A 14,276-nucleotide genomic window follows, 5' to 3' on the forward strand; every position below is an offset into this window, starting at 1 on the left:
ATTTTGTTTTGAGTTAGGGGCATAAAAAAATCCGCTAGTGCGGATTTTATTTTTTTAATTGAACCAAATGGTAAAGGATTTCATCTTGGCTAGATCAGGAATTTGTTCTTTACTGACTTTTTTCATGTTGAAATCACTTAATCCTAATCCTTCTTTATCGATTGCTAAAGTCGCATTCAAATCATCAATAAAAACTGTAACCGACGAAAAAGACGGTTCTATTTTACTAATTGCATTATTGGCATCCACTTCGTTGAATGTTGAATTAATATTTAATCCATTTTCAGTTTTAAATCTCTCATCAAAAATTTCAACGCTTTTTATAACTGAGCTAGAATCTAATTGTTCTTTAGGTATAATTTTCAGTAATAGCTTACCTCCTTTTTCATATACCTTATAAACATCATCATCTTGGAAATAATTATTTCCCTTTGCTCCTTCACTTAATATTTTAACTAAAGAATCTTTAGCAAAAATTTTCTCCAGTTCTTGAACTGTAGTTTTTGTCGTTAATTCTCCAACTTTACCTTTAGCAACTGAAAAATTATCATTACCACATTGAATGAACAAAAATGAAAGATAAAGTATTGATATAATTTTAGTTAATTTTTTCATATAGTTTAATTTCAAAATATAAAGTTTCTTTTTACTATTTAGTTTATAATACCTTCTTTAAAATACCAAAAACAGCTCTTATGAAAGTTGCACTTGTTAATACTTTTACGACAGGATTTTGTCGACTGCTTCTTCTTGAATATCCAGAACTTCTCTTTTTTCTAATTTTTTCTTCTTCTTTTCGACGATCTTCATCTGACTTTTCCTTGTTAATACGTTCAATTTTTTCTCCTAATAATTCATAAGCACTCTCTCTATCAATCTCGTTATTATACTTTTTTATGATATTAGAATTATTCAGTACTTCTTGAATTTCCTTTTCAGTAAGGATATCCATTCTACTCATTGGAGCTCTTAACATTGTTCTTACCAATGGAGTGGGAATTCCTTTTTCATTTAAAGCAGTTACAAAAGCTTCACCTATCCCTAATTTTGTCAGTACTTCACTGGTATTGTAAAATTCTGAATCTGGATAATTTTCTGCTGCTAATTTTAATGCCTTTCTATCTTTAGCGGTAAAAGCACGTAAAGCATGTTGTACTTTCATTCCTAGCTGAGCTAAAACATCTTCTGGCACATCTTTCGGGTTTTGTGTAACAAAATATAATCCAATTCCTTTAGAACGTATTAACTTCACAATACTTTCTATCTGACTTAGTAACGCTTTTGATGCTTCATCGAAAACCAAATGAGCTTCATCTATAAATATAATTAACTCAGGTCTTCCGCTATCACCTTGTTCAGGAAAAGTTTCATACACCTCAGCTAAAAGTTGTAGCATAAATGTTGAGAATAATTTAGGTTTATCTTGAATATCTGTTAATCGTAATACTGATATTACTCCTCTCCCATTTTCATCAACACGAGTTAAATCATCTACTTCAAAAGACTTTTCTCCAAAAAACAACTCACCGCCCTGCTGCTCTAATTCAACAATTTTCCTAAGAATTGCTCCTGTACTAGATGATGAAATTCTTCCATATTCAGCAGAAATTTCTTTTTTCCCTTCTGCCGTAATGAATTGCAGCATCTTTTTAAAATCTTTTAAATCGAGCAATGGTAAATGATTATCATCACAATATTTAAAAATAATCGCTACAATTCCCGATTGTGTTTCGGTTAAATCTAAAATTCTAGACAATAAAACAGGTCCAAATTCAGAAACAGTCGCTCTTAATCTAACACCATCTTGTTCTGAAATTGATAAAATCTCAATTGGAAATTTTTTGGCATCAAACGAAATACCAATTTTTTCGTGTCGTTCATTAATTTTTGGATGACCAGAACTTGGTTGTCCCAATCCACTTAAATCGCCTTTCACATCCATTAATAAAACCGGAATTCCCTTTTCTGACATGTTCTCTGCAAGAATCTGTAAAGTTTTGGTTTTTCCTGTTCCCGTTGCACCCGCGATTAAACCATGTCTATTTAATGTCTTCAATGGAATATTTACCAATGCATTGGTTACAGTTTCTTCTCCTAACATTCCAGCTCCTAGAGTAATGAAATCCCCTTGACTTTTGTAACCTTCGGTGATATAATTATAAAACGCCTCCGTCTGACTCATCTTATGTTATTTTTGATAAAAATACTATTAATATCAGCATTTCAAAATTAATTTTAAAGTCGCTTATTGATGTTTTCGCTAAATTTGTTGAAGACCAATACATAAGTTACATGAAATTGTTTCAAATTCTAAGTTTAGTTGCAATCCTATTCTTATCGTCTTGTACAAATACTGATCAGCAGAAAATAAAAAAAGAAGAGAAGGATTTAATTTTTCATTCTTCAAAATTAAAGCGTAAAAAAAATGCTCCTTTTTCTGATGCTGTTGAAGTAGGCAATACTTTATATTTAGCTGGGCAGGTTGGTATTAATCCCATTACAGGTAAATTACCTAAAGGTGGTATAACTGCAGAAACTCGTCAAACCATAGAAAATATAAAGGAAGTTCTAGAATTACATGGTTCTGACCTTGACCATGTTGTAAAATGCACTGTAATTTTATCAACAACCGATGATTTCGCAGAATTTAATAAAATTTTCCGTGAATATTTTCCTAATAATAAGCCTGCAAGAACTACATTTGCAGCCGGTTTACTCGTAGGAGCGAAAATCGAAATTGATGTAATAGCGGTAAAAGCAGATGGATTCAAAGAAGCAAGAGTTAATTAAACAAGGAAAAATGCTTCCTTTAATGGAAGAATTCTACACTATACAGGGTGAAGGAGCGCATACAGGAACGGCAGCTTATTTTATAAGAATTGGTGGGTGCGATGTTGGTTGTCATTGGTGTGATGTCAAAGAAAGCTGGGATGCTAATTTACATCCTCCAACAGAAACTGATCTTATTGTTAACAATGCTAAAAAATATGCAGAAACTGTTGTAGTAACTGGTGGTGAACCTTTAATGTGGAGTTTGGATTATATTACTGAAAAATTACAGCAGCAAAATATAAAAACTCATATTGAAACGTCTGGAGCTTATAAATTTTCTGGAGTTTGGGATTGGTTTTGCTTATCTCCTAAGAAAACAAAATTACCTCTTCAAAGAGCTTATCAAGAGGCTGACGAATTAAAGATGATTATACATAATAAACATGATTTTGAATTTGCTGAAGAACAAGCTGCTAAAGTGAATGATAAATGTTTGTTATACTTGCAACCTGAATGGAGTAAACGCGATAAAATGATTCCTTTTATTATTGATTATGTAATGAATAATCCTAAATGGAAAATATCACTTCAAACACATAAGTATTTAAATATACCTTAATAAAAAAGCAAAACGCCCATAAAGGGCGTCTTTTGTTCGATCTGTTTTTACTTTGGTTGAAGTAAAAAGGATACGCTTTTGTTTTCTTTTTCTCATAGATTTTCCCCGACGACTATGATATAAAACTTTTTATACCCGACCTTATATATGTTCAAGGCTTTTTGTAACAAGTACAAAGATATTTCTAGTCTAAAAGACAGAGGTATGGTTTTCCCATACTTTTGGTATGGGAAAACCATACTTTTTCTAAATTTCATATATTGTTAATTTTTTAACACTATTTAACATTATTAATAAATTTCTTATATTTGCAATGCAATGATAAATTTAAACATCCATAGTATAACAAATGGAGGATTAACTCCGGTAGATTTTAGGGAAACTTTAAAAGGTTTTTCTAAAAAGAGAACGTTATCAGAGATATTATTACAATGATTTAAGAATAAAATCAATAAATATATAGGGCGTTCAAATTAACTTGAACGCTTTTTTTATGAATTAAATAAATGAATAGAAAATTAATCAACATATAGCAATTTGACAGGTTTATTGCATAATTCACTGAGCCACAAAGCTTACAACGAAACCAATTATCTAGAATTTTTCTGGACAGGAAAACCATTACCTAATAACAACGTAAAAATCTGATTATCAATTATTTAAATGTTAAATTTTTTGGTAAAATGGAAAAAACGATATATATTTGTTCTGTGATTATTTAACAATAAATAGTTACTATTAAGTAAGATGTAAAACAATAAGTATTATGAAATTAATTTATTTATCTAAAAGTTTAAAAGGATGCTCAAATAGAGGTGTTCACTTTGGAGTACGAATAAATAAAGATGTTTTTTGTAATCTAAAATTTATTGAAAATGAGTAATATCAAATTTCAATTAATAAAGAACAAAGGCATCTAGAAATAGGTGTCTTTTTTATTTGAAAAACACATACGAAAGTTGATTAAATTCTTTGAAATATCCTTAATATTTCGTATATTGTATATAGAAAATGAAAAGTTATGAAAACATCAATATTGCTAATTCTTAATGAAAAAGGACGTTTACTCAATGGAACCTTGCGATCACTAAAACTAAATTGTACAGAATACAATTCTGAAATAATTTAATTAAAAAATCAGCTAGCGTTACCAAAAAATTGCAAACAAACGCTTCCTATTTAACGACAATGTAGAATTTCCTGAAGCCTTAGCTCAATAGGCCTTGGTAGTTCAAAGTCTTCACGGATTGATTTCACGTCAATTCAATTCTACAAACCACCTGATTTACTCGGGCTGGATGATTATTGCCCAGATTTTTCTGGCGCTACACAATCGAAAATTGCATTCGATCAACTAATAAGCTGTTTTACACGGCTAGGAAAACTATTGTCAAATATTAAAAATTAAAGTTATGAGAAATTTAAAATTGTTATTGTTAACGTTCGTATTAGTATTCACAATCGGTTGTACCGACAACACCGAAGATCTAGTTACTGATACTACACAAAACACAGAAATCACTAACCCTGATAATATCAACGCTTTTGATACCGGAGGAAATGGTACAAATGAAAATGATAATGGTGGAAAAGGAGGAAAAGGATAACAAAATACTCCTTCTACATAACCTCTAACATTATGTTGGAGGTTTTTTTTTAATTTTGTTTACTCAATTCCATTTAATGTATAAATATCTTTTTTATTTTTTTCTTCTATTTTCTAGTTCAAAATTATTTGGCTCAGAATTCACATACTTTCAAGATAATGATACTATTAAAATACTCATCAAAAAAGCAAGAAATAGAGATATCACAAAATCTCAGAGAAGAAAAATCCTATTAGATGCTTACAATCATTATAAAAGTTATTACATAAAAAAACCTATTCATCTTAGTTCTATTGCTTATGAATTTTATGTTCTACAAGACACTCTTAATTTCTTAAAAATAAATAATGAAGCCATAAAATCTGCAACAAAATTAAATGATCAATATGCTCTAGGAGACTCTAATTGGAATATGGCAACATTTTATATAAACGGTAAAATTCGTGATAAAGCCTTTGTTTATTTCAACAAAGCATTAAAGGCCTTTAAAAATACAAATAGTAAACGAGAAGCTGCAAGGATTTTATATGGTATGGCTCAAATAAAAGGTTTTTTTAGAGACTATACAGGTAGTGAAATCTTATTAATTGAGTCCATTAAGTTATTTAAGGAACTAAACGACAACAACTCTCTTACCAAAGCTTATAACTATTTAGGCCTTCTACAACTCGATATTTATGAATATGATCGCGCTTTGAAATATTTTAACAAATCAATAAGTACTTATGAAAAAACAAATAAAGAGAGTTATTTTGGACATTATAATAACATCGGTAATGCCTACTATGAAAAAGGTGAATATACAAAAGCTCTAAAAGCTTATAATCGAGAACTTAAAAACAAAAAGCTAAACAAACGTATATATGCAACTTTACTAGATAATAGAGCAAATTGCAGATTAGACCTTAATGATACAATAGGACTAAAAAAAGATTTGTTTAAATCATTAAAAATACGAGATAGCCTCAATATTAACTCAGGAATATTAATGAGCTATTTAAGAATTTCGAAATATTATCTTTACTTAAAAGATACTTTAACAGCTATCAATTATTCTAATAAAGCTAATCAACTCGCAAAAAAAATTAAAAATGGAAGAGATTATCTTGCCTCTCTTCAACAACTTGCAGATCTTCAACCAGAAAAATCCAAAAAGTATTTAGACCGTTACATTCAGTTTAATGATAGCTTGATAAGCGAAGAACGAAGAGCTCAAAATAAATTTACTCGTATTGAATTTGAAACTGATGAACACATTGAACAAAACAAACAACTGAGTCAGCAACGAATTTGGATCTTTGCGGGTAGTTTAGCTATTTTACTTATATCAACATTATTATACTTTTTACGTGTTCAAAAAGTACAAAACGAAAAACTTCAATTAGAAGCAGAACAACAAAAAGCGAATGAAGAAGTTTATGTACTTACCCTTCAACAACAAGCCAAACTAGAAGAAGAACGTGTAAATGAACGAAACAGAATTTCTGCGGAATTACATGACGGCATCTTAGGAAAACTGTTTGGAACTAGAGTAAGTTTAGGTTTTTTGGGAATGCAAATGCAACCAGATACGCAAGAACAACATCAAACATTCTTAGATGAACTCCAAAATATTGAAAAAGAAATTCGTGAAGTTTCTCATCGATTAAGTGAGAATTTTGATGACGCAACTGTTAATTTTACCACAATTATCGAACAATTATTGAAAGATAAAAGCGTTATTGGTAATTTTAAACACCGTTTTTCTCACGATACAAATATATCATGGAAAAGTATTGATGAAGTTACAAAAGCAAACGTATATCGAATTATTCAAGAATCGCTACAAAACATTATCAAACATGCACAAGCAAAAAATGTATCTTTGGATCTTAGTTTAAAAAATCAAAAATTATTCATTACCATAATTGATGATGGCGTTGGTTTTGACACGAAAAAAGGCAAAAAAGGAATTGGAATAAAGAATATTAAAACGAGAGTTGACAAATTAAGCGGTTCTGTGGACTTTTCATCAAAAATTGACCATGGTACTACATTAACAATTATAATCCCTTATAGCCCTAAAAATGCAGCATAAAAAGTACAATGCCTTACTTATTGATGATCATCCGCTAATTGCAGAAGCTTACAAAAGCGCTTTTAAATTTATTGAGAATAGAAATGAAGCTATTTCTTTTAATATTTTAACCGCTACAGATTGCGATTCTGCCTGTGAAATTTTAAATGATTACGCTAATAATAATGATCATTTAGAAATTGTTTTTCTTGATATGAGATTACCACCTTCTAAAGATGGAACTTTATTATCGGGAGAAGATTTAGGATTGAGAATTAATGAGCTTTTGCCTGAAACTAAAATCATTGTTTCAACTACTTTCAATGATAATTATAGAGTTCATAGTATTCTAAAAAACTTAAATCCCGAAGGATTTTTGGTTAAAAATGACTTAACACCAAATGAATTAGTACAAGCCATTGAAGAAGTATTAGAAGATCCGCCATATTATAGTAAAACAGTTATGAAACTTTTGAGAAATGAAGTTTCGAGTGACTTACTTTTGGATGATATCGATCGAAAAATTTTATATGAAATATCTGTAGGTAGCAAAACGAAAGACTTACCGGAAATTGTTCACTTATCGATGCCAGCCATTGAAAAACGAAAACGTCAGTTAAGAAAAATATTTGCACTCAATTCAACAGATGATAGAGAACTTATATTAACTGCGAAAGACAAAGGGTTTATTTAATAAAACTACCTTTGTAGCAAAGTAAATTGTTACTATTCATAACATTACACATCATATAAGTCAAAGATTTTTACTGGTGTTAACCTCTTGTATTCTTTACTTTCAAGGATATCAGAAATCACATCACAATTCTGAAAGTATTTCAGAATAATCTTCCTGTTATTTTTATCGAATCTTGATGCTTTCTTTTCAGTTTCTCATTTTAAACAATGTGCTATTTCTCTTTTACATGAACAATAAACTCATGAAAATGCACTATTCACACCTACAGTAGGTTTTGATGAAATATTTGCATAAAAACGAACTTCTCCATCTCTCATCATCTTTAATAATTTTAGAATTTTACTTTTCGTCTATAGAAAGACGTAATCAAATTCAATTTCTGCGATAACAACATCTTTGACAAGTATACGATCCCAAATATCATCTTTCTTTTCTAAATCAATTATAAACCTTATAATTTCAGGACATTAAAACCGAACAAAAAAAGCCTGCTAAATAGCAGGCTTTCTATTTTATCTAAATTGATATCTACTCTTTGTAAACACCCATATTTGCATATTTATCCATACGTTTTGAAACTAACGAAGCGTCATCTAAATCTTTTAACTCTTCAAAAGCCTTTACAATTTGAGATTTTACCGCTTCAAAAGCTCCTTCTCTGTTCGTATGTGCACCGCCCGCTGGTTCTTCTATAATACCGTCGATTAACTTCAATTTCTTCATGTCATCTCCAGTTAATTTTAAAGCCTCAGCTGCTTGCTCTTTAAATTCCCAACTACGCCATAAAATAGAAGAACAAGACTCAGGAGAAATAACAGTATACCAAGTATTTTCCATCATGTAAACTCTATCTCCTACTCCAATTCCTAAAGCTCCACCAGAAGCTCCTTCTCCAATTACAATTGTAATGATTGGAGTTTTTAAACGCGTCATTTCAAAAATGTTACGAGCAATCGCTTCACCTTGTCCTCTTTCTTCAGCTTCTAAACCTGGATAAGCACCTGGAGTATCTAATAAAGTTACTACAGGTATTCCAAATTTCTCCGCCATTTTCATTAAGCGCAATGCTTTACGGTATCCTTCCGGATTCGCCATTCCGAAGTTACGATATTGACGAGTTTTGGTATTGTACCCTTTCTGTTGTCCAATAAACATGAAAGACTGATCTCCGATTTTTCCAAGACCACCAATCATTGCTTTGTCATCCTTAACACTTCTATCACCATGTAATTCCATGAATGTATCACCACAAATAGCATTGATATAATCCAATGTATATGGTCTGTTAGGGTGACGTGATAATTGTACACGCTGCCATGGAGTTAAGTTCTTGTAAATATCTTTCCTAGCCTTTTCTAATTTTTTTTCGATTTTCTTGCACGTTTCAGTAACATCTATCTCACTTTCTTTTCCGATATCATGACATTTTGCCAACTGATCTTCTAGCTCTTTAATTGGCATTTCAAAATCTAAATATTCCATTTTATAAGTTTGATTTCCGAATTGTTTGTAAAGCAAACATACTAAATTATCGTTGTAATTTCTTTTTAATTTTTGAAGAATTTTTCAATATCCCATTCAACAAAACAACAAATAAGACTATAAATGCTCCGTAATAAAACTCTACATTCATTTGCTCTGTATCACCAAAGACAATGAGCGCCAACACAATAGCGTAAATAGGCTCTAAATTAATTGTAAGCATTACTGTGTAAGGAGTTAAATATTTCATCACTTTTACAGAAGCAATAAAGGCATAAGCTGTACAGATACTTCCTAATAAGATTAAGTATAACCAGTCAGAACTTTCTAACACAAAGAATTCAGTTGTGAAACTTCCAGTAACTCCTAAGTAAATGGTCACAACAACTACTCCAAATAAAAGTTGATATAGCGATATTGTATCTGCTTCATAATCCTTAATAAAAATTCCATTTAGAACAGCAAATAACGCTGAAAGGGAAGCAGAAATTAAAGCATAAATAATACCCAAGCTATACTGACTTTCGAAATTAAAAATGATATATAAACCTATAATTACTAATAAGCCCATTATCATTTCTAGAGGATTAATTCTTCTTTTAAAAAATATAGGTTCGAGTAAAGCAGTAAAAAAGGCTCCTGTGCTCATTGTTACTAATGCAACAGATACATTTGAAACTTTTATGGCTTTAAAAAACGTTATCCAATGTACTGCTATTATGGCACCAGTAATAAAAAATTTTAAAAGTGCTTTTCGCGGTATATTAAAAGATTTCTTCTCCACAGTAAAATAAATACAAATAAATACCACCGCTATTAGCATTCTATACCAAACAAGTGGAATTGCTTCAATGGTAATTAACTTTCCAAGTATCGCTGTAAATCCCCAAATAAAAACTATGAAATGTAATAATAGATAATTTTTAAGTTTACTTTCTTGCATTGATATAAAGATAGATTCCGTATGCTCCAAATATCATATTTGGCATCCAGACATTAAGTAAAGAATTTGCTCCTGCTACCGCACCTAAAACTTCTGCTACTTTTAAGAAGAACACATATACGAACATAATAGCAATACCTAAAGCTAGGTTTACACCGATTCCTCCTCGTCTTTTTCTATGAGCCAGTGCTACTGCTATTAATGTTAAAATATATGAAGCTAACGGTAAACTAGTCCTTTTGTACAATTCAACTAAATAGGCATTAAGGTTTTTTACACCTCTTTTTCTTGATATTCTAATAAATTCAGCTAATTCAGGCGATGGCATTTCTTGAGCCATAGCAGATTTATAATTAAAATCTTTTGGAGTAAACAAAAACTTCTTGTCTATTCTATTTCCCGAAGAAATACTATCTCGATCATCAAAAATCTTTCTCTCTTTCCAATTTAATAAACTAAAAACAGAATCTCTCCAGGTTATTCTGTCGGCAATAAGTTTATATTTTAGTTTTAAACCATCGTATACTTCAGTAGAGAACTTATGCCCATTATTGTTTTTAAGATTATAAGTTTGAACGAACATGTAGGTACTGTCATTCAATTGCAGACTAAAATCAGAAATCATTTGATCTTTGTACTTTGACTTTTTAAGGTATGTGTTTTCGAATTTTTTTCTTGTTTTACTACTTGATGGAACAACATAATGATTCATATATAATGCAAGAACTGTGACTATAGTAGCACCAATAAAGTATGGAAATAAAAATCGGGTAAATGAAATTTGTGAATTATTTATAGCAACAATTTCAGTATTATTTGCCAATCTCGAAGTAAAAACAATTACTGCAATAAATAATGCCAATGGCATAAACGTATTTGCATAGTAAATAATAAAGTTCTTGTAATAATCGTTGACGATAATGAAAAAAGTCAATGTTTCATCACGTAAGAATTTATCTATTTTCTCAGAAATATCAATTGCTACAGCAATTGGAATTAATATTAACAACGTAAATAAAAACGTTGTTAGATATCTTTTTAATATGTACCAATCAAGTATTTTCACTATTACAAACGATTACTCATTTGTTTCACCATTTTATCCTTCCACTGCGCGAAATCACCTGCCTTGATATGCTTTCTTGCTTCTCTTACTAACCATAAATAGAAACCAAGGTTATGTATAGAAGCTATTTGCTTACCAAGTAATTCTTTTGATGCAAATAAATGACGTAAATATGCCTTTGAATATAGAGTATCAACGAAAGTTATACCCATTTCGTCGATTGGAGAAAAATCATTCTCCCATTTTTTGTTCTTTATATTAATGCTTCCATAAGCTGTAAATAACATTCCATTTCTTGCATTTCTTGTTGGCATTACACAATCGAACATATCAACACCTAACGCTATATTTTCAAGAATATTGATTGGTGTACCAACGCCCATTAAATATCTAGGTTTGTCTTCAGGAAGAACGCTACATACAACATCAGTCATTGCATACATTTCTTCAGCAGGTTCACCAACCGATAAACCACCAATAGCATTTCCTTCTGCTTCAACCGAAGCAATAAATTCAGCAGATTGCTTACGCAAATCTTTATAAGTACTTCCTTGTACGATTGGAAATAATGTTTGTTCGTAACCATATTTTGTTGGAACTTTCCCCAAATGCTCAATACATCTTTTTAACCAACGATGGGTCATATGCATTGAATTCTTCGCATAATTATAATCACAAGGATAAGGTGTACACTCATCAAATGCCATGATTATATCGGCTCCTATAGATCTTTGAATTTCCATTACGTTTTCTGGTGTAAAAAAATGCGTAGAACCGTCAATATGACTCTTAAATTTCACACCCTCTTCATTGATCTTTCTTCGCCCCGACAAGGAATATACCTGGTATCCTCCACTATCGGTTAAAATATTTCTATCCCAATTCATGAACTTATGTAAGCCACCCGCCTGTTCAAGAATAGCTGTTTTGGGTCTTAAATACAAATGGTAAGTATTCCCTAAAATTATATCTGGATTGATCTCGTCTTTAAGCTCTGACTGATGAACTCCTTTTACAGAAGCTACCGTACCAACAGGCATAAAAATTGGAGTTTCAATTGTCCCGTGATCCGTAGTAATTACACCTGCTCTCGCTTTACTTTTAGGATCCGTATTTTCTAATTTAAACTGCATATGTGACAAAGATACATAATTGGAATAATGTGAAAACTTAAATGTTTTGTAAATCTATTTTTTTCTTTGACGACCAAACTTAGATTTGAAGTTTCTTTTAGAAGAGGTTTTACTCTGAGGCTTCTGAGGAGTTTTTTGAACTGAAGCTTCTTCAGTTTTACTAGAAGATTTAACTAGGGTATTTATCTTACTCATTTCCTCTTTTGATAGTTCTCTCCACTCACCTACTTTTAAAGTTCCCAATTCTACATTCATTATTCGGGTTCTCTTTAATTTTGTAACGTTATAACCTAAATATTCACACATTCTTCTAATTTGTCTATTTAGTCCTTGTGTAAGTATAATCTTGAATGTGGTAGAATTAATGATTTCAACTTTACATTTCTTTGTTACGGTTCCCAAAATAGGAATCCCATTGCTCATTCTTTGCGCAAATCTATCGTTGATAGGTTTATTTACAGAAACTATATATTCCTTTTGATGGTTGTTTCCTGCACGAAGAATTTTATTTACAATATCTCCATCATTCGTCAAAAAGATTAATCCTTCTGATGGTTTATCTAGTCTTCCAATTGGAAATAATCGTTGAGGATGGCCAACAAATTTTATAATATTCTTACGCTCTTTACTATCAGTAGTACAAACAATTCCAACAGGTTTATTTAAAGCTATATAGATTGTTTTTGGTTTTGCTTTCAAAGATTTTCCATCAATTTTAACTACATCACCATCAAATACTCTGTTTCCTAATTGCGTAGGTTTTCCATTAATAGTTACTCGACCTGCTATTATTAATCGTTCAGCTTCTCTTCTAGAACATATTCCAGTTGAGCTTATAAATTTATTTAGGTTCGTCGACTCTTGATTATTTTTCTCCATTAGGACAAAATTAAAATAAAAAACCTCAGACTAGCTGAGGTTTTTTATATAATCATATTTTATTGCATTTAGAACATTATCATTTTTCGTGTACAACGTGCTAAACTTGGTCTTCTATCATAGTCAAAACCTAAGGTAATCATGTGTGTTCCGTTGTTGAAACCAATTACTTCATTAACAGTAATACTGAATCCATAAGAAACGTAAAACTTATCTTTCTTTAAACCGAATAAAGGAGCAATAGCGTTAGGCTTGAAGAACTGATCGTTTAAAAAAGTATAACTTAATCCACCCCAAACATATCCGTTAAAAATTCTTTTTCTAAGCTTAACATTAATATCAGTTCTAGATCTTTTGGTGGCTTCAAAATATTCAACATACGCAGATGGCTCTAGTTCTGTATCTCTATTGATTCGATAGTTATAATTTGTATAAACAGAATATCTTCTTAAGACTTCAGGTTCACCATTTCCAAATACTTGATCTACCTTTTTGTCTAACAAATTTACCACATTACCACTAATGGCAAAACGACCAAAACGGTATAACATACTAATATCAAAGTTAGACGTATTAATAACACGATTAGGTAATACTTGACCAGTGTTATTCTGAGATGTATCAATGCCAAAATTGATAAAACTATAACTCAATCCTAAAGATAGAAAACTATCATAGACATCACTTAAAATTAAGTGACTTGCCAATGATATACGTGCTCCTTTCTGAGAAGTGAATCCATTTGAATCATTAAACATTGTTAAACCACCTCCGAAGCGCTCGGCTAAACGAGCTTCCACGGTTAGGGACTGTGTGTCTGGAGCATTTTTAACTCCAATCCACTGACTTACTCCATTTAATCTTACTTGTAACCCTGATCCAATACCAGCATAAGCTGGAGATATCAGAAATGGATTGTCAGCCATGTGATTGATGTACTGAGGTAAATCATTCTCTTGTCCGAATACATTCGAGACAAATAAAAGTAATATGGGGATTATTCTATATTTCTTCATCTAATA

At 30.9% G+C, this 14,276-nt stretch carries 13 protein-coding genes; 5 read left to right on the forward strand and 8 right to left on the reverse strand.

What is annotated here, in order from left to right; all coding sequences use genetic code 11:
- Window positions 1–54: 54 nt before the first annotated feature.
- Together BTO06_RS09100 and BTO06_RS09105 are read right to left on the reverse strand one after the other, a co-directional pair.
- Entirely contained in the window at window positions 55–615 is a 561-nt protein-coding gene (locus BTO06_RS09100) for a hypothetical protein (RefSeq protein ID WP_100925002.1), read from the reverse strand.
- A gap of 43 nt (window positions 616–658) precedes the next feature.
- Entirely contained in the window at window positions 659–2,182 is a 1,524-nt protein-coding gene (locus BTO06_RS09105; protein WP_100925003.1) for a helicase HerA-like domain-containing protein, read from the reverse strand.
- Window positions 2,183–2,292: 110 nt separating this feature from the next.
- Between BTO06_RS09105 and BTO06_RS09110 the strand changes: the two genes are divergently transcribed.
- The 5 genes from BTO06_RS09110 to BTO06_RS09130 all read left to right on the forward strand — a co-directional run bounded on the left by BTO06_RS09110 (window position 2,293) and on the right by BTO06_RS09130 (window position 7,748).
- The gene (locus BTO06_RS09110; RefSeq protein WP_100925004.1) at window positions 2,293–2,790 is read left to right on the forward strand and encodes a RidA family protein; all 498 of its coding nucleotides are present in this window, start codon (window positions 2,293–2,295) and stop codon (window positions 2,788–2,790) included.
- Entirely contained in the window at window positions 2,762–3,391 is a 630-nt protein-coding gene (locus BTO06_RS09115; RefSeq protein ID WP_100925005.1) for a 7-carboxy-7-deazaguanine synthase QueE, read from the forward strand. Before BTO06_RS09110 ends, BTO06_RS09115 begins: the two co-directional genes overlap by 29 nt.
- 1,412 nt (window positions 3,392–4,803) lie before the next feature.
- Window positions 4,804–4,998, forward strand: coding sequence for a hypothetical protein (locus tag BTO06_RS09120; protein WP_100925006.1), 195 nt, complete (start codon window positions 4,804–4,806; stop codon window positions 4,996–4,998).
- A 76-nt stretch (window positions 4,999–5,074) separates the two neighbouring features.
- Window positions 5,075–7,075, forward strand: coding sequence for a tetratricopeptide repeat-containing sensor histidine kinase (locus BTO06_RS09125; protein WP_100925007.1), 2,001 nt, complete (start codon window positions 5,075–5,077; stop codon window positions 7,073–7,075).
- On the forward strand, window positions 7,065–7,748 hold the full coding sequence (locus tag BTO06_RS09130) for a response regulator (protein WP_100925008.1): 684 nt from the start codon (window positions 7,065–7,067) through the stop codon (window positions 7,746–7,748). The genes BTO06_RS09125 and BTO06_RS09130 overlap by 11 nt, the downstream gene beginning before the upstream one ends.
- 531 nt (window positions 7,749–8,279) lie before the next feature.
- Here the strand turns inward: BTO06_RS09130 and BTO06_RS09135 are convergent.
- The 6 genes from BTO06_RS09135 to BTO06_RS09160 form a co-directional block, all read right to left on the reverse strand.
- Window positions 8,280–9,233 carry an acetyl-CoA carboxylase carboxyltransferase subunit alpha gene (locus BTO06_RS09135; RefSeq protein WP_100925009.1) on the reverse strand — a complete coding sequence of 318 codons (954 nt, stop codon included), beginning with the start codon at window positions 9,231–9,233 and terminating at the stop codon, window positions 8,280–8,282.
- Window positions 9,234–9,279: 46 nt separating this feature from the next.
- Window positions 9,280–10,176: a DMT family transporter gene (locus BTO06_RS09140; protein WP_100925010.1), complete on the reverse strand. Its 897-nt coding sequence runs from the start codon at window positions 10,174–10,176 to the stop codon at window positions 9,280–9,282.
- Complete coding sequence (locus BTO06_RS09145) at window positions 10,163–11,242, reverse strand: LptF/LptG family permease (RefSeq protein ID WP_100925011.1); 1,080 nt, start codon at window positions 11,240–11,242, stop codon at window positions 10,163–10,165. The genes BTO06_RS09140 and BTO06_RS09145 overlap by 14 nt, the downstream gene beginning before the upstream one ends.
- Window positions 11,243–11,244: 2 nt before the next feature.
- Entirely contained in the window at window positions 11,245–12,375 is a 1,131-nt protein-coding gene (gene tgt, locus BTO06_RS09150) for a tRNA guanosine(34) transglycosylase Tgt (RefSeq protein WP_100925012.1), read from the reverse strand.
- Between the two features lie 54 nt (window positions 12,376–12,429).
- Complete coding sequence (rluF, locus tag BTO06_RS09155; RefSeq protein ID WP_100925013.1) at window positions 12,430–13,254, reverse strand: 23S rRNA pseudouridine(2604) synthase RluF; 825 nt, start codon at window positions 13,252–13,254, stop codon at window positions 12,430–12,432.
- Window positions 13,255–13,322: 68 nt separating this feature from the next.
- Window positions 13,323–14,270 (reverse strand): PorP/SprF family type IX secretion system membrane protein, encoded by a 948-nt coding sequence (locus BTO06_RS09160; RefSeq protein WP_100925014.1) that lies wholly within the window; start codon window positions 14,268–14,270, stop codon window positions 13,323–13,325.
- Window positions 14,271–14,276: the final 6 nt, after the last annotated feature.

The organism is Tenacibaculum sp. SZ-18 (genome assembly GCF_002813915.1).
Taxonomy (GTDB): Bacteria; Bacteroidota; Bacteroidia; order Flavobacteriales; family Flavobacteriaceae; genus Polaribacter.

Excerpts from the sequence above, each read along its gene's own strand:
- BTO06_RS09135 (WP_100925009.1), bottom strand. The coding sequence starts at position 9,233 with ATGGAATATTTAGATTTTGAAATGCCAATTAAAGAGCTAGAAGATCAG.
- BTO06_RS09160 (WP_100925014.1), bottom strand. The coding sequence starts at position 14,270 with ATGAAGAAATATAGAATAATCCCCATATTACTTTTATTTGTCTCGAAT.
- BTO06_RS09110 (WP_100925004.1), top strand. The coding sequence starts at position 2,293 with ATGAAATTGTTTCAAATTCTAAGTTTAGTTGCAATCCTATTCTTATCG.
- BTO06_RS09120 (WP_100925006.1), top strand. The coding sequence starts at position 4,804 with ATGAGAAATTTAAAATTGTTATTGTTAACGTTCGTATTAGTATTCACA.
- tgt (WP_100925012.1), bottom strand. The coding sequence starts at position 12,375 with ATGCAGTTTAAATTAGAAAATACGGATCCTAAAAGTAAAGCGAGAGCA.
- rluF (WP_100925013.1), bottom strand. The coding sequence starts at position 13,254 with ATGGAGAAAAATAATCAAGAGTCGACGAACCTAAATAAATTTATAAGC.
- BTO06_RS09130 (WP_100925008.1), top strand. The coding sequence starts at position 7,065 with ATGCAGCATAAAAAGTACAATGCCTTACTTATTGATGATCATCCGCTA.
- BTO06_RS09125 (WP_100925007.1), top strand. The coding sequence starts at position 5,075 with ATGTATAAATATCTTTTTTATTTTTTTCTTCTATTTTCTAGTTCAAAA.
- BTO06_RS09140 (WP_100925010.1), bottom strand. The coding sequence starts at position 10,176 with ATGCAAGAAAGTAAACTTAAAAATTATCTATTATTACATTTCATAGTT.
- BTO06_RS09115 (WP_100925005.1), top strand. The coding sequence starts at position 2,762 with ATGGATTCAAAGAAGCAAGAGTTAATTAAACAAGGAAAAATGCTTCCT.
- BTO06_RS09105 (WP_100925003.1), bottom strand. The coding sequence starts at position 2,182 with ATGAGTCAGACGGAGGCGTTTTATAATTATATCACCGAAGGTTACAAA.
- BTO06_RS09100 (WP_100925002.1), bottom strand. The coding sequence starts at position 615 with ATGAAAAAATTAACTAAAATTATATCAATACTTTATCTTTCATTTTTG.